17 protein-coding genes are annotated in these 16622 nt (G+C 62.3%); 4 read left to right on the top strand and 13 right to left on the bottom strand.

Annotated features, from left to right (window positions below; translation table 11 throughout):
- Window positions 1–259: 259 nt before the first annotated feature.
- The 3 genes from HK439_RS25455 to HK439_RS25445 form a co-directional block, all read right to left on the bottom strand.
- A complete protein-coding gene (locus tag HK439_RS25455; protein ID WP_190294310.1) occupies window positions 260–646 on the bottom strand; it encodes a RidA family protein in 387 nt (128 codons plus the stop codon).
- Between the two features lie 283 nt (window positions 647–929).
- Window positions 930–1655: a class II aldolase/adducin family protein gene (locus tag HK439_RS25450; protein ID WP_190294309.1), complete on the bottom strand. Its 726-nt coding sequence runs from the start codon at window positions 1653–1655 to the stop codon at window positions 930–932.
- A gap of 29 nt (window positions 1656–1684) precedes the next feature.
- The gene (locus HK439_RS25445; RefSeq protein ID WP_190294308.1) at window positions 1685–2602 is read right to left on the bottom strand and encodes an EamA family transporter; all 918 of its coding nucleotides are present in this window, start codon (window positions 2600–2602) and stop codon (window positions 1685–1687) included.
- Window positions 2603–2884: 282 nt separating this feature from the next.
- Between HK439_RS25445 and HK439_RS25440 the strand changes: the two genes are divergently transcribed.
- The 3 genes from HK439_RS25440 (at window position 2885) to HK439_RS25430 (ending at window position 6580) form a co-directional block, all read left to right on the top strand.
- Window positions 2885–3874 (top strand): TAXI family TRAP transporter solute-binding subunit, encoded by a 990-nt coding sequence (locus HK439_RS25440; RefSeq protein WP_190294307.1) that lies wholly within the window; start codon window positions 2885–2887, stop codon window positions 3872–3874.
- Between the two features lie 90 nt (window positions 3875–3964).
- The gene (locus HK439_RS25435; protein ID WP_209012074.1) at window positions 3965–5914 is read left to right on the top strand and encodes a TRAP transporter permease; all 1950 of its coding nucleotides are present in this window, start codon (window positions 3965–3967) and stop codon (window positions 5912–5914) included.
- A gap of 153 nt (window positions 5915–6067) precedes the next feature.
- A complete protein-coding gene (locus tag HK439_RS25430) occupies window positions 6068–6580 on the top strand; it encodes a MarR family winged helix-turn-helix transcriptional regulator (RefSeq protein WP_209012073.1) in 513 nt (170 codons plus the stop codon).
- Window positions 6581–6605: 25 nt separating this feature from the next.
- On the opposite strand, the gene HK439_RS25425 is transcribed toward HK439_RS25430, so the two are convergent.
- From HK439_RS25425 to HK439_RS25410, 4 genes are read right to left on the bottom strand one after another with little or no spacing between them, the layout of a single operon-like run.
- On the bottom strand, window positions 6606–7034 hold the full coding sequence (locus HK439_RS25425; protein ID WP_190294306.1) for a hypothetical protein: 429 nt from the start codon (window positions 7032–7034) through the stop codon (window positions 6606–6608).
- Between the two features lie 52 nt (window positions 7035–7086).
- Entirely contained in the window at window positions 7087–8079 is a 993-nt protein-coding gene (locus HK439_RS25420; RefSeq protein WP_190294305.1) for an ABC transporter substrate-binding protein, read from the bottom strand.
- The gene (locus HK439_RS25415) at window positions 8076–9272 is read right to left on the bottom strand and encodes a Gfo/Idh/MocA family oxidoreductase (RefSeq protein WP_190294304.1); all 1197 of its coding nucleotides are present in this window, start codon (window positions 9270–9272) and stop codon (window positions 8076–8078) included. Before HK439_RS25415 ends, HK439_RS25420 begins: the two co-directional genes overlap by 4 nt.
- Window positions 9262–10212, bottom strand: a complete 951-nt coding sequence (locus tag HK439_RS25410) for a PDR/VanB family oxidoreductase (protein WP_190294303.1) — start codon at window positions 10210–10212, stop codon at window positions 9262–9264. The genes HK439_RS25415 and HK439_RS25410 overlap by 11 nt, the downstream gene beginning before the upstream one ends.
- 152 nt (window positions 10213–10364) lie before the next feature.
- Between HK439_RS25410 and HK439_RS25405 the strand changes: the two genes are divergently transcribed.
- Complete coding sequence (locus tag HK439_RS25405) at window positions 10365–11645, top strand: Rieske 2Fe-2S domain-containing protein (RefSeq protein ID WP_190294302.1); 1281 nt, start codon at window positions 10365–10367, stop codon at window positions 11643–11645.
- A 200-nt stretch (window positions 11646–11845) separates the two neighbouring features.
- Here HK439_RS25405 and HK439_RS25400 read toward each other — a convergent pair whose 3' ends face one another.
- Genes HK439_RS25400 through HK439_RS25375 form a run of 6 tightly spaced genes read right to left on the bottom strand, consistent with a single transcriptional unit; the run spans window position 11846 to window position 16453 of the window.
- Window positions 11846–13846, bottom strand: a complete 2001-nt coding sequence (locus HK439_RS25400; RefSeq protein ID WP_190294301.1) for a hypothetical protein — start codon at window positions 13844–13846, stop codon at window positions 11846–11848.
- A gap of 3 nt (window positions 13847–13849) precedes the next feature.
- Window positions 13850–14056 (bottom strand): hypothetical protein, encoded by a 207-nt coding sequence (locus HK439_RS25395; protein ID WP_190294300.1) that lies wholly within the window; start codon window positions 14054–14056, stop codon window positions 13850–13852.
- A gap of 12 nt (window positions 14057–14068) precedes the next feature.
- Window positions 14069–14377 carry a hypothetical protein gene (locus HK439_RS25390; RefSeq protein ID WP_190294299.1) on the bottom strand — a complete coding sequence of 103 codons (309 nt, stop codon included), beginning with the start codon at window positions 14375–14377 and terminating at the stop codon, window positions 14069–14071.
- Window positions 14378–14393: 16 nt separating this feature from the next.
- Entirely contained in the window at window positions 14394–14738 is a 345-nt protein-coding gene (locus tag HK439_RS25385; protein WP_190294298.1) for a hypothetical protein, read from the bottom strand.
- A complete protein-coding gene (locus tag HK439_RS25380) occupies window positions 14722–15027 on the bottom strand; it encodes a hypothetical protein (protein WP_190294297.1) in 306 nt (101 codons plus the stop codon). The genes HK439_RS25385 and HK439_RS25380 overlap by 17 nt, the downstream gene beginning before the upstream one ends.
- On the bottom strand, window positions 15017–16453 hold the full coding sequence (locus HK439_RS25375; RefSeq protein ID WP_190294296.1) for a cbb3-type cytochrome c oxidase subunit II: 1437 nt from the start codon (window positions 16451–16453) through the stop codon (window positions 15017–15019). The genes HK439_RS25380 and HK439_RS25375 overlap by 11 nt, the downstream gene beginning before the upstream one ends.
- Window positions 16454–16622: the final 169 nt, after the last annotated feature.

The raw sequence follows: 16622 nt of genomic DNA, 5'->3' as shown, positions 1-16622 counted from the left end.
GGGCGACGAAGCGAAGACGTTCCTCCATAACGGACACCTCTTTCCACGGCATCGACACCTCCCGCAAAAACGAAAAGTGTTACCTATGTGTCCGGAACGTTTTGTCACCTATCTCTCAGGTCGGGCATCTAATGATATTATAAAGGTTCGCAGGGTTGCCGCGGTCGTGCGGTCGTCCGGGCAACTCGCTCTGGCGCGCCGGAACGAGGGCGCAACCGCCCTCGCCGGAGACGATGCCCATGCTCGTCGGGCCGGACTGTCAGTCCGGCCGGCGCACGACCAGGTCGATCTCGATGAGCGCGTCATAGGCCAGGCCCGTTACACCGACACAGGTGCGAGCCGGCAGGCGATCGGCGGGAAAAAAGCTGCGGTAAGTCTCGTTCATCGCGGCGTAGTCTTCCTGGAACCGGGTCAGATAAACCCGCGCCATCACCACGTGCTCCAGACCGAGACCTAGGCCGGCCAGAACGGTGCGCAGGTTTTCCATGACATTGCGTGTCTGCGCCTCGATGCCTTCCGGCAGTACGCCCGGAGCGTCCGGCGTATCCGGCATCTGGCCGGTGACGAAGACAAAGCCGTCGGTTTCGACTGCATGGCTGAAGGGGGCGACCGGCTTGGGGCCGTTCGCAATCATATGAAACTGCATTTCCACTCCACGGGCTGATCAGCTTTCGGGACGTCTTGCCCTGAAAAGGGCCTTCTTCACAAGGGCATGCACCCCCGATTGCCGTCAACTGCCTGGATCACGCCAAAGCCGGAAGCCGCAGACAGGGCGCGATGGCCCCGTCCTCATCAAAGCCCTGTGTGACAACGGGCAAACGGCGCGGCTTCGTCTTTTGACAAGTTCACTGCCGATGAACCGGTCTCGTGTCTGCCGACAGGGATGCCGGCTATCATTGCTGTTCGGCTCCTTCCGGCCCGCACAGGCGCTAAATGCCTGAAAAGCCGGCCCTGGCGGTCCAGTAGTCCCAGGCCCGCGCCAACGGCATGTCGCTCAGCAGCATCGATCCGGCTTTCTCGATTTCGCCGGGCGACAGGAATTTCGGCTGTCCGAGCGGCAGGGTCTTGAGGATCAGTTCGGCATTGTCCTTCATGTAGACGGAGATCATGCAGATCGCCTTCAGATCCGGCGCAGCACAAATGGCGCCATGGCCGCGGAGCAGCGCCGCGCGTCCGCCGCCCAATGCCTTTGCCAGCGAATGCCCCATTTCCAGGCTGTCGACCAGCATGTTGGTGTCGCCGAACTCCGGCTGACTGTCCCAAACGGGGACATCCGGCCCCATGACGGAGGCCATGTGGAACACCGGGCGAAGCGGCATGTCGGTAATGGAGAACGGGATGACCGACCGCGCATGGTGATGGGAGACGGAATTGACGTCGGGCCGCGCCATGTAGATCGCCCCGTGGATGAACCGCTCGGCGTAGGGACGGCGGTTGTCGTCGGAGACGAGCGTCCCGTCGAGCTCGAATTCCATGATGTCGTCGCGGGTCACCACCTCCGGGCTGCGCGAGCGCGACAGCAGGAACCGGTCCGGGTTGGTCGGATGACGGACGCTGACATGGCCGAAATCGTCGATGACATCCTCGCGCGCGAGAATGCGGTTGGCCAGAACGAGTTCGCGGATCGCGTTCTCGACAAGTCTCTGATCGGTCATGTTTCCTCCTTAGGTATTTGGCTTTGGGGTCAGGCACCTGCGGCGATCAGGACGACACCGCCGGTCGCAAGGGCCATCGCGACCAGGATCGGCCTGGATGGCAGGGATTCGGTCCTGAAGACCAGAACGGCGAGAGCGGCCGACAGATAGACTTCGACCGAATTGATGAAGGCGACGCGGCTTACATCCGTGCGCAAAAAGGCGGCGAACTGGGAGATCTGGCCGACTGACATGCAGAAGGCCGCCACAAGCTGCCAGGGATCCGGTCGCGCAAAGGAGCGCCATACCAGCGACCGGAAGCGATTGCTCACCACGCAGCCGCCGGCATAGTGCAAAAGTGCGACGAGCGACCCGACCAGGGCGCCGAAAAATGGATTGGGGACGTCTTCAAGACCCAGTTTCCGGGCGATGAAGCTGGCGGCATAATGGGCCGCCGACAGGATACCGAAAGCCAGTCCGCGCGAAATGCCTGCGCTGTCGAGGCCGGCATCGGCGGAGGTTCCGATTGCCTGACGGTTTTCCAGATAGAGAAAGGCAAAACTCGCCGCGATCAGGGCCATGCCGGCGCCGGCCGACGGGGAAATCCCTTCCCCCAGGATCAGCCACGCCAGCAGAAGCGCCAGAAACGGCATCAGCCGGCGTGTCGTCGATGCGCGCACGACGCCCGCATATTCGATCGACTTGAACAGGGTCGTCCGGCCGCCGACGGTTGCCAGAAGGCCTGAGACGGCAAACCATCCGGCGGCGATCCACACGGGATTTCGAGGTTCCGCCAGCCCGACCGGCCTGCCTGACACCGACCACGCGACGACGGACAGGACAGCCGTCATTACCACCGACAGAAAAACGCCGCTCTCACCGCTGCCTGACCGGGCTCCCCTGGCGATGGCCACGCTGGCAAAACTGAAGGCCAGAGCCGATAGAAGAGCGAATAATTCTCCGGTCAAGGGTAGACAACCGATGCTGGGTGACCCGCTTTCTTCATGTCCCTCCCCAAACCGGACCGATCGAGGAAAACCAGGACCATTCGTCCTTGAGCAAGGAGCGCGTCTGCCTTTCCGCTTATTATTAGAAAACTAAGCAAAAATTCATTAGCCCAGTTTTTTCCTCGTGTCGAGGGCCGTTCAACCCTTTGTTTCAAACGAAAATATCGAATTGACAATGGCCTTTGACAAGCCATATGGTTCTTAGATTAGCAATCTAAACATTGCTTAATTGGGAGGAAATCAATGCGATCTTCATTTACACGCGGCCTTGCGGCCGCGGTCATGCTCGTGCTCGGCGCCACGTCTGCAGCGACGGCACAGACCTATAACCTCACCCTTTGCGGCGCGAGCCCCGGCGGCCTGTGGAGTCTGCTCGGCGCGGGCATCGACGCGGCGGTGAAGAAGTCGTTCCCCGGCTCCACCATCACCTATCAGACCTCCGGCGGCGGGCTGGCCAATGTCGCCCTTCTCGACCAGAAGAAATGCGACCTGGCCATCATCCACGACGCGGAAGCCAAGGCAGCCATCACCGGCCGCCCGCCCTTCAAGGCACCGATCAACAGCATGGCAACGATCGCGCAGCTCTACACCTGGGCGCCGATGCAGGCGATCGTCAATGCCGACTATGCCAAGGAACACGGGCTGACGAAGCTCGAGGACATCGCCACGCAAAAGCTTCCGGCGCAGATCGTGCTCAACCGGCGCGGCAACATCGTGAGCGCCATCGGCGAATCCATGCTCAACGCAATCGGCGCAAGCCCGGAAAACGTGAAGTCCTGGGGCGGGGATGTGCAATATGCAGCATCCGGCGAACAGGGCGACCTGATGCGTGACCGGCGCGCCGACATCCTGATCAATTCGCTGTTCGTCAACCACAGCTCCATTCGCGAACTTGCTTCCGCGATCGACGTGGTTCTGCTGCCGATCACGGATGCCACCGCCAAGAAGGTGGTCGACGAATGGGATATCCAGCCGTTCATCATTCCGGCCGATGCCTACAAGTGGAACGACCAGGACGTGCTGACGGTCACGGTGTCCGCCCAGCTGTTTGTCCGCAAGGATGCGGATGACAAGATGGTCACCGACATCACCAAGGCGCTCACCGACAATGTCGCCGAGCTCCAGGGCGTACACAAGGCGATGGCTCCGCTGGACGTGAAGCTGATGGCAGCGGCGAAGGCCGTCCCGTACCACCCGGCAGCCGTCCAGGTCTACAAGGACGCCGGTCTCTGACCTGATCACTCGGGATCAAGCGGAAGGCGCGGGATCTCCTCCCGCGCCTTCACGCACCAGGACATCAAGCAAGGACGGTCGAAGGCAGTGTTGAATTTCTTCTTTAGCACCGGGGTGCGACGCAAACCGGAGGGGTGGCTCGGCAAAATCATCAAGGCCTATGCGGCAGCGACCTCGATATGGGTCATCTATGCGGCGGCCTTTTCGCGCGAAGATGCCCTGACGCTGATCATGACGTTTTTCGCACTGATGCTGGTTCTGACCTTCCTTCTGATCGGGCCGTCGCCGCATTCGAACAGACACCGCGTCGCCCTTCCAGACTGGCTGTTTGCCGGGCTTTCGATCCTGGCCGGAGCCTATTTCGTTTCCCAGGCGGACACGATTGCCCAGCGGATCACGCTTCTCGATCCGCTCAGCACCTATGACGTCGCCTTTGCCTCAATCATCCTCATCCTTGCCATCGAAGCGATGCGCCGGACCGTCGGGATGGGGCTGACAGCGATCGTGATCGTATTCCTGGCCTATAACCTGTTCGGCGACCGGCTCGGCGGCGTCCTCGGCCATGGCGAGATCTCCTACGAGCACTTCCTCGATATCACCGTCTTTACCACCGACGGCCTGTTCGGCGTGCCGCTGAGGGTGGCGGCGACCTACGCCTTCCTGTTCGTTCTGTTCGGAACCGCCCTGTCGAAAGCCGGCGGAGCGCAATTCTTCTACGATCTTGCGGCCTATCTGACCGGCCAGTCCCCGGGCGGCCCGGCCAAGATCGCCGTCATTTCCTCCGGTCTCTACGGCACGATTTCGGGAAGCCCCACGTCCGACGTGGTGACGACGGGGAGCGTCACGATCCCGATGATGAAGACCATGGGGTACCGCGGCACCTTCGCCGCGGCCGTTGAGGTCGCCTCTTCCACGGGGGGCAGCCTGCTGCCGCCGGTCATGGGCGCGGCCGCCTTCATCATGGCGGAATATACCGGGATCGATTACATCGACATCGCCATCGCAGCCATCATTCCGGCCCTGCTCTATTACGTCCCGATCTATCTCCAGGTGCATCTGCGCGCCAAGAAGGAGGGACTGGCAGGCGTCGACCGATCGCAGATCCCCGCGCTCAAGCAGATCTTCCGGGAAGGCGGCCTGTTCTTCATCCCGCTGATCGTCATCAGCTGGGCGCTGCTGGAAGGCTATACTCCCACCTACAGCGCCGTATACGGCGTTACGGCGGTTCTCTTCGTTGCCATGCTGCGCAAGGCGACCCGGCTGACGCCGCTCGCGCTCTATGACATCCTGTCGGAGACGAGCATCCGGATGGTCGCGGTTGCCGGTGCCTGTGCCGCCGCCGGCCTTGTCATCGGCGGCATCACGATGACCGGCCTGGCCTCGAAATTCTCCACGCTGGTGTTCCTGATTTCGGGATCCAACATCCTGTTTTCGCTGGTGATCGCAGCTTTGCTGACGACCCTGCTGGGAATGGGCATGCCGACACCCAGCGCCTATATCCTTGCCGCGGTGCTGATTTCGCCGGTGATGCACAGCCTGGGCATCGACCAGATGGCAGGCCACCTGTTCATCCTGTATTTCGCGGTGATGTCCGCGCTGACGCCACCGGTCGCGGTGGCGGCCTACGCGGCCAGCGCGATCGCGGACGAGAACCCGTTGGCGATCGCCGCCCAATCGGTGAAGATCGCGATCGGAGCCTTCCTGATCCCCTTCGCCTTCATATCGAACCCGGCGCTGCTGCTTGAAGGATCGGTATGGGAAATCGGCTTTGCCGTAGCGAATGCCGTGGTCGGGCTCGCCTTCATCGCCGTTTCTGTCGAAGGCTATCTGGACACGGCTCTATCGCGTGGACCGCGGCTCCTGTTCTTCATCGGCGGAGCGATGATCCTCTACGGCGGCTATCTGGTCAGTGCAATTGCCGTCGTATGCCTCGTGGCCGGATATGCGTGGCATCGCTATTTTCACACGTCCGGAGAAAAGGCGGCCGCCGCTTCGGTAGCGCCCCAGCCCGCCCTAGGGTCGGTCGACAAGGATCGCTAGCGTCCCGGCGCCTCCCTGGAAGCTCCCCTGTGCCACGCGCCGCACAGGGGCCCGCGCCAGCCCCGGCAAGATGCGGGACCAAAGGCGACCTTGACCTGACCACCGACAAGTGAAAGGAAAAGCAGTCGCTTCACGCTATCGAAAAAGGTTCCCATGAATAATCCGAAGGCTGCAGGCCTGGACAGTCCGGAAGGTCATGACGAGGAACTGCTGCCGTTCGAAAAGAGCATCGGCTACCAGATCCGCACGACCCACCGCCTGATGACGCGGTACCTGCAGCAGAAGATCACGCCCCACGGCGTTACCGTCGGAATGTGGTATTTTCTGCGGGTACTCTGGCGTCAGGACGGCCTGACACAGCGCGAGCTGTCCCACGCCGTCGGAACGATGGAACCGACCACTCTGACCGCGATCAAATCCATGGAGCGCAAAGGCCTCGTCCGGCGCGTGAAGAACGGGACCGACCGGCGGAAGATCAATATTTTTCTCACCGAACAGGGCCGTGCGCTCAAGGATGAGCTGATCCCGCTTGCCAAGGAAGTGGTCGACGATGCGGTCGAAGGATTTTCCGACCGCGAACGGGCCGCGATGCTGGAATACCTGGCAGCCATCCAGAGCAATATCCAGGAACTCATTGAAGGCGAAGCGGCAGCAGACGTCAGTTGATGACGATCTGTGGCAGACGCCCGTTTCAGCCCAGCCGCGCCAGGAAACTATCCAGCGACATGACTTCGCGCATCGGCAGCGTGTCGTTAGCTTCTCCGGCTTCGCTCTCCAGACGAAGCCCCTCCCCATCCCAGAGCCACCAGTAGACCACGTTGCCCTGACGGTCGCGGACCGGCATCCTGAATGTCGGGAAGACCCTGCTCTCGCCGGGAACCGGGAAATTTCCGAGTTTCCGGCCGGATAACCGGCCCTGTTCCAGAGCATCCCCGAGCGGGAACATTCCAGCGATCCCGGCCGATGCCTTTGCCAGCATCGCCAGTTCGGGCCGGGCCTCGTGCGGACCGGGCAGCATCCGCACGACTTCCGGGTAGGACACGTGATTGTGGGTAACCTGAACGTAAGCAAGCCCTGCGTCGGTTTCGATCTCGACGATGTCTCCTGGTGATAGGTTCATCGACAGGCTCCTCCTTGACGAAACGGACATCGGCAGGCGCAGCAACGGGTGCTCACAGACTGAAGCTTTCGACCGTTGCGGGATGAAACAGCTCGTCCACCGAAACGCGTCTCGGCGACAGCCCCTGGGCATGGTGATAGCCGAGGAAGGTATCGAGTGTGGCGACGTTCGGGGCGAGCCCGTAGCTCCAGATCTCGCTGCCCATGAGCGCGCGTGCCCGGGCGAGATTGTCCTCCACGAAGGGCATGGTGACCTTGGTTGCCGAGGTGTCGGCCAGCGCCTCCTGGGCAATCGCCTTGGCGTGCGCGAAGGCCTTGAAAAGCGCGCCCGGCAGCCAGGGGTGCTCGTCTGCCAGCGACCGGCGCACGCCGAGTACATGCATGATCGGGAAGATGCCGGTCTTGCGGTAGTAGCTCTCCGCCTCGCCGATCGTGTCCGGGAACAGCCGCCCGATCTTCGGATGGCCTTCATCGAAGCAGCGCGGCGAACGCGGACCGACGAAGCCGTCGATGTCGCCGTCGATCAGCATCTGGTTGAGTGTGGCGCCTTCCGGGGCTTCCGACACGCGGATATCCGGCGGCAGCTGAACCTTGATCTTCTCCGGCCGGCCCGGCGTATCCATGCCGCCGCGAACCCATTCGATGTCGGACGGCTTGACCCCGTATTCATCCTCCAGAATGCCCCGGAACCAGACATTGGCAGAGAGCTGGTATTCGGCGATGCCGATCCGCCTGCCGATCAGGTCGGTCGGCTTGCCGATGCCGCGATCGTTGCGGATATAGCCCGAGGTGTGCCGGAACGCCCGCGACAGGAACACCGGAATGGCGACATAGTGCGGCTCGCCGCGGGCGACCGAGATGGAATAGGACGACAGCGACAGCTCGCTGATATCGAACGCCTGATGCCGGAAGGCGCGGAAGAACATTTCCTCCGGCGACAGCAGCATGCAGATTGGATCGACCCCATCGATCTTCACCCGGCCGTCATATATTGCGCGGGTCCGGTCGTAATCGCCCATGGCCAGTGACAGTTTGAGATCGCTCATCGGCGAACACCCTCCTCCAATCCCATTTGATATTTGAGCCGCACCGGCTGGCCGGTCTCCGCCGCCTCCAGGATCGCGAGACAGACCTCCAGGCTCGCGAGCCCCCATGCCCCGTTCTGTACCGGTGGCAGATTTTCCCTGACCGTCGACACAATCGCATCGACCACCTCCAGGCGCGGATGCCGGAAGGCGGGTGCCGGTACGAACTGCTTTTGCGTATCGCCGTAAACCTGGACCCCGTCCGGGGTCAGGCGCAGGTCGGCCCGGTCGCAGGAAACGACGATGGGGCCGAAATGCTCGTAGGACGAGGCCGGTTTCGGCATGTCGCCGGATCCGTAGGTCCGCGCCGATTTCAGCTTCGCCTCCTCTTCAGGCGAGGCGACATCGGCCAGCGCCCTGCGCGCTCCGCCGTAGGCGTCCGGGTCCTTGCGATTGCCGAGTTCCCCGGTCCAGCCCATCCATTCGTCACTGTCGAAATGGGCGAAGCCCGAGTAGGTCAGCGAGGCGAATGGGCCGTTTTTAAAGGACATCAGCGCCGAATAGGCGCCTTCGGTCGGCCGCTCCGGATCCCATTTTCCGGTCATGGCAAAGACGGCATCCCCCCGGCCGCCGGCCAGCAGCCGGACGATGTCGATCTGATGGACGCCTTGGGAAAAGATCACCCCGCCGCCGAGGTCCGTTCTCAGCTCTTCCGGCCGGCGGGGCCGATAGAGGAAATCCGTGTAGTTGAAGGCGTGAATCATCCGGACATTGCCGAAGTCGCCACTGTCGATCAGCCGCCGGGCGGTTGCGACCGGCGCATCGAAGCTGTGGCTCGGTCCGACGATCAGGTGTACGCCCGCCGCGTCACAGGCCTCCACCATGCGCAGCCCGTCTTCAAACGCGATCGTCAGCGGCTTGTCGACCAGCACATGTTTGCCGGCCCTGGCGGCGGCGATCACGTGCTCGCAATGCAGCTGATGCGGTGTCGCCACATAGACCACCTCGATATCGGGATCGGCACAAAATGCCTCTATATCCGGGTAGGCCTTGCCGCCGAACTCGTCGACGAATGCCTGGCGGGAGTCTTCACGGGGCGCGCATGCCGCGACCAGGCGCACCCGGTCATCATTGCGAAAGGCCGGAAGCATCAGGACAAAGCCCCGGCCCAGCCCGATGACGCCGACGCGGACCGGTCCGCTTTCAGAGGTCAAGGACCAGATCTCCGCTCTTGGCGCGCGACACGCAGATCATGATGGTGTCGGCCTTTTCCTCGTCCATCAGAACCATGTCCCGATGATCGGGCTCTCCTGCGAGAAGACGGGTCTTGCAGGTGCCGCAGGTGCCGCTCTCGCAGGAACTCGGTGTCTTGAACCCGTTCTCGCGCAGGGCTTCCAGGATCGACTTGTCCGCCGGAACGGTCACCGTCTGGCCGGACCGGGCCAGCTCGACCTTGAATTCGTGATCGTCCGCGCGGACGACCTCCACGGGCTTGAAGTCCTCGAAATTCACCCGGCCTTCCGGCCAGTGTCCGGAGACGGCCTTGATCTCCTCCATCAGCGGCTTCGGCCCGCAGCAATAGACGTGCATGGTCTGCGGCTCGGCGAAATTGTCCCAGAAATCGTAGGCTTTTGCAGGATCGCCCTTGTCGTGATGCAGCTTGACCTTTCCCGGAAAGGCTTTCTGCAGCTCTTCGCGATAGGCGGTCTGCTCGGGCGAACGGGTGCAGTAGATGATGGAAAAGGCCTTGCCGTCTTCGGCAAGCTTCTGCGCCATGGAATAGATCGGCGTGATGCCGATGCCGCCGGCAATCAGCAGGTATTTCGGTACATCTTTCAGCGGGAAATCGTTTTCAGGCGGCTCGATCAGAAGCTCGGTTCCCTCCTGGACCTGCTCGTGCATGGAGCGAGACCCGCCCCGCGACTCCGGCTCGCGCTTGACCGCGATCACATAGGCGTCCGGCTCCTCGCCAGTGCCGACAAGCGAATAGCGACGCACGGCGTCCGAGGGCGTCTGAACCGTGATGTGGGCGCCGGGCGTGAACGCCGGCAAAGCCCCGCCGTCGGCGGCCACGAGCGTGAATTCCGCGATATCAGGCGTCAGCTCCCGCCGCCGTGTCACCGTCGTGCGGATTCCCCCGGATTCTATCGTCATCGATGTCTTTTCCGTCCCTAAAAACCGGCTCAAATCTCGAGCCCAGGCAATATACTTAGAAATCTAATATTTTTCTGTCAACGTCTGGACGGATGAAAAACGATGCGATAGTTTCCCTTAGTTTCCTAATTAATTAGGTTGAGGGAGGCACAATGCTCACGCCGGAAGAAAACGAAGTCCTGACCCGTGTCGGTCCTGGAACGCCTATGGGACAGTTGATGCGCCAGCACTGGACGCCTGTCTGCCTGATCGAGGAAGTGGCGGAGCGCGACGGCACGCCGCTGCTGGTGGAAGTGCTCGGCGAGCGCTACGTCGCCTTCCGCGACACCGACGGACGGCTGGGCCTTCTGGACGAGCTTTGCCCCCACCGGCGGGCGTCGCTCGTGCTCGGACGCAATGAAGAATGCGGGTTGCGCTGCCTTTATCACGGCTGGAAGATGGATGTGGACGGCAACATCGTCGCCATGTCCTCGGAGCCCGAAGGCAGCCCGCTGATGGACAAGGTCAAGCACCGCTCCTATCCGGTCAGGGAATGGGGCGGCTTCGTCTGGGCCTGGTTCGGCGCAAAGGAGGATATGCCGGAATTCGATCCGCCTGCCTTCGCTCCGACCGAGGATTCCCCGATCGCGATCCTGAAGATCCGCATCCCGTGCAACTGGGCGCAGATCCACGAAGGCCAGATCGACAGCGCCCACTCCTCAAGCCTGCATTCCTCCGACATGGTGCCGGCGCGGGTCGAACGCGCCTCGGCCGACGACAAATCCTGGTACCGGCCGTCGACCGACAAGTCGCCGCGCATGCAGACGCAGACGACGAGCTACGGCTTCCACTACGCGGCCATCCGGCGCCCGATCAAGAACGCGGACACGCACAACTATCTGCGCATCACCGAATATGTGGCGCCCTATTACTCGCTGATCCCGCCGAACAACATGTACAATGTCGCCAGCGTCATCGTGCCGATCGACGACGTGACCACGGCCTTCCATTTCATCGCCTGGGGCACGGAAGATGTTCCCTCCACCGAGGAATGGCGGAAATTCGCCCATGCGCGCAAGGGCATCGATGTGAACGAGCGCTGGGAGCCGGTCCGCACGATCGAAAACAACTTCCTCCAGGACCGGCAGGCGATGAAGCTCGGCAATTTCACCGGCATCAAGGGCATTCCCAACCAGGATATCGCCATGTGGGTGACCCAGGGCCCGATCGCGGATCGTTCCGCGGACGTGCTCGGGGCTTCGGACCTGGCGATCGTCGAATTCCGCCGCCTGATGGTCGATGCGGCCAGAAAGGTTGCCGAAGGCGGCAAGGCAATCGGCACCGGGGAGCCGCGCGTGCGCCAGGCGACCATTGCGTCGCGCGAGGGCGTCTATCCGAAAACCGTCGACTGGCGGACGCTCGGCGAAACCGGCGAAACGGTCGCAGCCGAATAACGGGCCCTTCGGGAATGGGCGGCGTCTCCATTCCCGGCAGGTTCGGCGTAAGAGCCTGAAATATTCCGGGTCGGAGTGAAGGGCCGCCTGGCGTCACGCCTCGTTCGGTACGGGGACAGGCCCTTTCGCTCCGGCCATTTTTCCGCCTGTCCATTGTCTGGCTGCAAGAGATGGTCCGAACCGGGCGGTGTCGGCGGAAACTAATGCGCCGCCGATGTCCGCCGCACACTCTTTCGCCGCGCGGTTGAAACCGGATCCTGGCAAGAAATCCACCAAAGAACCGCCGTCGACACGACGGCAGTCGCAACCAGGTAGCCTTCCAGCATCGCCGGCGTCAGGTGCGGCAGCCGCTGATCGCCGTAAGGTGAAATCAGCATCGGGATAATCGCCCAGGCGATCGCCTGACCGGCGAGGATCAGAGGACCGCCGATCATCGCGCGGCCACTGAGGATCCAGCCGACGCCGGGAAAGCCGAACAGGGCTGCGAGGAACTCGGGCAGGATGAATTGCCAGGGCCGGACGTGTCTGCGCCACGGGTCGGACGCGGAGTTGTTTCTGGCCAGGGAGAGCTTGAAATCCCGCAAGCCGTCGCGGCGTACGCCGGCAGTGATGACCCAGACCCGCCGCAGCAGGAGGACCCCGCCGGCTGTGTAGGCGAGCGCACCGGCGACCGTACCGGCCGACATTCGGCTTTCGGCGCGAATAAGCGCGCCGAGAGCGCCACCCCCTCCTCCGCCGATCTCCAGGCCCGCCATCAGCGCGGCGGCCAACGCCGCGGCATAATAGATCAGCGCGCCGCCGCCCATCAGAAGTCCGACCCGGCCGAGGAGCCACTGGCCGAGCGGTTCGGGCAGCATGGGAACGCCGACGGAGTGCGCGCTTCCGAGGAGCAGGAGCAGGACACCGCCGATGATGTTGACCTGCGCATGGGCACCGGCGATGGCACTGTCGGCCGGAGTGACCGCCAGCATCCACTGGCTGACCGGCGGCATCGCCTGCAGCACGCCCTGCAATGTGCCGAGCGCCAGCAGGCCCGTGCCGAAGCCCATGAGGATCGCGCCTCGCGGCTTCACCCGGACGAGGCGTATTACGGCAACCGCGAGGAAGAGCCAGATCCCGATGAAGGTCAACGTGCCCGAAACCGGAATGAGGTACCGGCTTTGCCAGCCTAGGCGGGCGGAGGCCTCGGCATAGGTCAGTCCCTGGTCGACGATAAGATTCCCCTCGGCAAATCCAAGGTAGAGAAAGGCGGCATAGAAGGCTGCAGACGCCGGTATCAGCACCCAGAAAACCGAATTCTCGACGCGCCTGGAGCGCGCGCCGTCGTCCGCCGCAGCGCCACGGGTAACGTAAAACACCACGCCGGCCAGGATCGACAGGACGCCCGTGATCAGGTTGACATGGGCATGGGAGACCGGATCGATGAAAAGCCCGGCTTCGCCGGCCGCGTGCAGCCAGTCGACGCTTTCCGGCACCACCTGCAAGACACCCTGCACGGTGCCTATGAACAGGGCCCCTGCCCCGACCAGAAAGAACTTTGCCAGATGCAGATGCGGACGTGGCGACTGCGTGCCGGTGCCGCCCAGCACGGTGACGAACACGTTGATGACAAAGGTCCAGTAGCCGACGCCCATGATGGTGGCGAACAGCCCCGTGCCGAGGTTGCGCCAGAGGCCGACATAAAAATCGATATCGTCCGGGGCCCATCCGTTGTTCAGAAGCGCCGCCATGGCTCCGCCGCCGATGGCATTCGAAAGATAAAAGCCGGCAGCGCCGACCACCGTTCCCCAGAAGGCGATTTCGGCGAGCGCCTTGCTGTAAAGCGGCCTTTGCAGGATGCGCGGCAGCACATACCAGCTCAAGCCCGTCACGGCCACGGTGCCGCCCATGACGATCATCATGTGGCTGTAAGCGATGTCCCGCAACAGATGGCCGCCGTACCCGCCGTGAATGAGCCAGGCAGAGACCGATGGGAGACTTCGAATGGCGAGATGCAATCCGCCTGTTGCAAGGGCGGCGAGCGTGACGATCAGGTATTTCGGCAAGGCCGGGTCATGAGCGAGAATTTCGGCTTGCGTGTACCGATGCGCAGGTTGCGGGGCCGTACCGACCGGCACGATCCGGAAGACCAGGCCGGCAAAGGCGATCAGCGCCAGAAGCGCAAACAATGCATCAAAATTCGATATGGCATCGAGTTGCATGGCTTAGCCCAGACCCGGCTGGAAGAAGAAGATTGCAAGGTGATAGCCGAGGGAGACGGCGATCATCGCCGACAGGATCAGCCAGTCGATCCAGTGACTGCGCCACCTGGAATCTTCTTCCTCGAAGGACGCATGGCGTGCATCCTGACCATAGGAATGGGGTTCCTCGTAGCTTGAAGCCGGGGGCTGCGTGTTGCTTGGCTTTGCCATGGAAACCTCCTGTCAAAGATGCTGTTCGAAGTGATCGATTGCGACGTCGTAGGGCTGAGGCTCAAGGCTGGCGATGACATGCTCCGGCGCCCAGCGGCTTTCGAGGAACTCCTCCAGCTGTTCGCGATGTTCGAAGCCAACGCGGAGAATGCAACGCACGTCTCCGTTTTCCAGCCGCCGTATCCAGAAATCGCTGCCGATGTATCCCGGCAACCCCTGCAGGAGCGACTTCCAGGATTCCAGAAGCGGCTCGACGTTGTGCCAATTGGCCTCCTGGAACGAGGCGGTGGTGAAGCAGGAGTGGGTATGGGAGACGGACATGGATCTTATAACTCCGTCAGTAAATCAGCCCGTAAAGGGCCTGCTTGATGGCGAAATAGGCCGCCCAGGCGATCACGGTCCCCCATGCGAAGTAGCTGAAGAGGGCCAGTTTTCCGACCCGTTCCGTCAGATGTCCTTCGAATGAGGTCAGATGATAAAGCTTCGGATTCGCTCCGCCCGTGCGCGACAGATGGAAACTCAGGAGCCAGAAACCGCCGATCAGAACCAGCGCGTAAAGCGCGATGTAGACCGGTCCCGACCAGAGGATGTCGGTCCTGTAGACCGGAATGCTCTGCAGATAATGGGCGTACAGATTGTCGAATACCGCCTGCGCGGCGGCGGTGTCATTGCCGTTGGTCATCGGCCTCGGCCTCCTTGATCCAGTCGGGCGTGTAGTAATCCTCCTCCTCGATCGTCAGCAGGTAGTACTTGGCGTTTTCCAGGTTGCGGAAATATCCGCGGCGCACCGCGACGAGGAACACGAGCAAAGCGCTGCCGAAGAAGACGATGAAGGCAAGCAGCACCCAGTCGGCCATGATCCGCGCACCTTCCGCGTGCGGATAGGCCACGGCTTCAGCCGATACGGTCGCTGCCAATAGAAGAAACGCTGATATCGCGACCACTTTGGGAATGTGACGATCAAGGCGCATGAAAAACGAGCCCCTTTGTTGAATGCAGGCTGGCGAGCTTGGGCAGATCTTCGCCGCGTGCCTTTGCGTCGGCATAGGCGTCATCGATCATCTTCATGTAATCGGCGCGCACCAGCCGTGAGAGCCTGTCGAGGGTCATCGGGATGGCGCCGCCGATCAGGATTTCATCCGAAGACGTCATCCCGGGCGCGATCCAGCGCGCGGCCATCATGAACGGATCGGTGGGATCGACTTTGTCGGTCACCTGGTCGCCGATCGGGTGCGTCTCGACATAGTTTTTCAGCGGCGGCGGCGGCGTCCAGGGCTCGTACATGGCGACCGTCGGCAGATCTTCCTCAAGTCCGCCGTTCGGAATGGTCCGCAGGAACAGGACCACCCGCCAGATATCCTCGACCGACAGCCGGGTACCGAAATTCTCCATGGCGGTGCCCGGTCCACCGGTCAGGATGCGGTGATAGAACATGCCGCTGGAGGTCATTGGTTTCTTTGTCAGGTCCTGGTTGAAGACGAAAGGCGAAATGGTCAGATCGTCGGCACCGGGGCCTGCTCCGTTGCCCTTCGCCCCGTGACAGCCGGAACAGCGCTGCAGATAGATCGACTTGCCGCGGATCAGGTTCTGCTTGGTCACGTCTAGCGGGTCCTTCATCATCCAGTAGCCGCGCTCGAAGCTGTTGATCATCCAGACCGCCATCCACGGCAGGCCGCTGGGCGACTTGTCGGAAGGCTTGCCCCCCTCGTGATAGGCGCCGGAGGCCTTCAGCCTGTCGATCATGGCCGTAATCGGTTTGTCCGGTTCGACCTTCATCGACATGTTGAGGCGCATCAGCTGGTTGCCGACCCGAATGGCGGCATTGCGCAGGGTCCCGTCCTTGCCGCCGCGGCTCTGGTTGTAGGCGATCAGGGCGTCGAGCTCATCCTTCGACAGGAAATTGAAGCGCGGCATGATCGACAGCGGCGTCGTGCTGCGCGGATTGTCGTAGTGAGACAAGTGCCAGGTGTCGGGGTGCTGACCGCCCTCCTGAGACAGGTCCGGACCCGTGCGGGCCGTACCCAGCACGTTCGGGCTTTCGGCAACGCTGTGGAAGTCGCCCGGTTCCGACGCCCTGGGATAGGTGTAATAGAGCGCCTCGTAGACGTCCTGAGGCCTGCTGAACCCGCTGTGGCAGTAGACGCAGCCGTTGGCGAGGAAAACCGCGCGGCCGTCATGGGCCTTGTCGGTGATCGGCAGCCAGTTGTCCGACGCCGGCGGCTTGTAGGTCTCGATCGGCAGGATCACGACGGAAAAGACCACCGTGAAGAAGGCGAGCAGGCCGCCGATGACCACCATTGCCGGGCTCATCAGCATGGTGCGCCGGGGCGAGGTTTGCGGCACTTGCGGCGGGATCGGAGGGTGGCTCGGGTAGCGGCCGCCGGCGGTATCACTCATGACGCAGCTCCCTCGGTTTCGGACGTCCCGGCGAAGGCCCGGAATTCCTTTCCAAATTGAAGAGCTTATCGGCGGCATGTATTTTTTCTGCCCTGCCCTTGCACAACCCCCTTGCGGGCACCGGCACACGGTGCTAATAGACGCTCCACATCGGCGGGGGAGACTTCGC

This window comes from Roseibium aggregatum (genome assembly GCF_014692675.1).
Taxonomy (GTDB): domain Bacteria; phylum Pseudomonadota; class Alphaproteobacteria; order Rhizobiales; family Stappiaceae; genus Roseibium; species Roseibium aggregatum_C.
Note: the sequence above shows the minus strand (reverse complement) of the source record. Positions and strands in the feature narration are given on the sequence as shown.

Coding starts and splice junctions, on each gene's coding strand:
- HK439_RS25455 (WP_190294310.1), bottom strand. CDS start 646: ATGCAGTTTCATATGATTGCGAACGGCCCCAAGCCGGTCGCCCCCTTC.
- HK439_RS25450 (WP_190294309.1), bottom strand. CDS start 1,655: ATGACCGATCAGAGACTTGTCGAGAACGCGATCCGCGAACTCGTTCTG.
- HK439_RS25440 (WP_190294307.1), top strand. CDS start 2,885: ATGCGATCTTCATTTACACGCGGCCTTGCGGCCGCGGTCATGCTCGTG.
- HK439_RS25430 (WP_209012073.1), top strand. CDS start 6,068: ATGAATAATCCGAAGGCTGCAGGCCTGGACAGTCCGGAAGGTCATGAC.
- HK439_RS25425 (WP_190294306.1), bottom strand. CDS start 7,034: ATGAACCTATCACCAGGAGACATCGTCGAGATCGAAACCGACGCAGGG.
- HK439_RS25420 (WP_190294305.1), bottom strand. CDS start 8,079: ATGAGCGATCTCAAACTGTCACTGGCCATGGGCGATTACGACCGGACC.
- HK439_RS25410 (WP_190294303.1), bottom strand. CDS start 10,212: ATGACGATAGAATCCGGGGGAATCCGCACGACGGTGACACGGCGGCGG.
- HK439_RS25405 (WP_190294302.1), top strand. CDS start 10,365: ATGCTCACGCCGGAAGAAAACGAAGTCCTGACCCGTGTCGGTCCTGGA.
- HK439_RS25400 (WP_190294301.1), bottom strand. CDS start 13,846: ATGCAACTCGATGCCATATCGAATTTTGATGCATTGTTTGCGCTTCTG.
- HK439_RS25395 (WP_190294300.1), bottom strand. CDS start 14,056: ATGGCAAAGCCAAGCAACACGCAGCCCCCGGCTTCAAGCTACGAGGAA.
- HK439_RS25390 (WP_190294299.1), bottom strand. CDS start 14,377: ATGTCCGTCTCCCATACCCACTCCTGCTTCACCACCGCCTCGTTCCAG.
- HK439_RS25385 (WP_190294298.1), bottom strand. CDS start 14,738: ATGACCAACGGCAATGACACCGCCGCCGCGCAGGCGGTATTCGACAAT.
- HK439_RS25380 (WP_190294297.1), bottom strand. CDS start 15,027: ATGCGCCTTGATCGTCACATTCCCAAAGTGGTCGCGATATCAGCGTTT.
- HK439_RS25375 (WP_190294296.1), bottom strand. CDS start 16,453: ATGAGTGATACCGCCGGCGGCCGCTACCCGAGCCACCCTCCGATCCCG.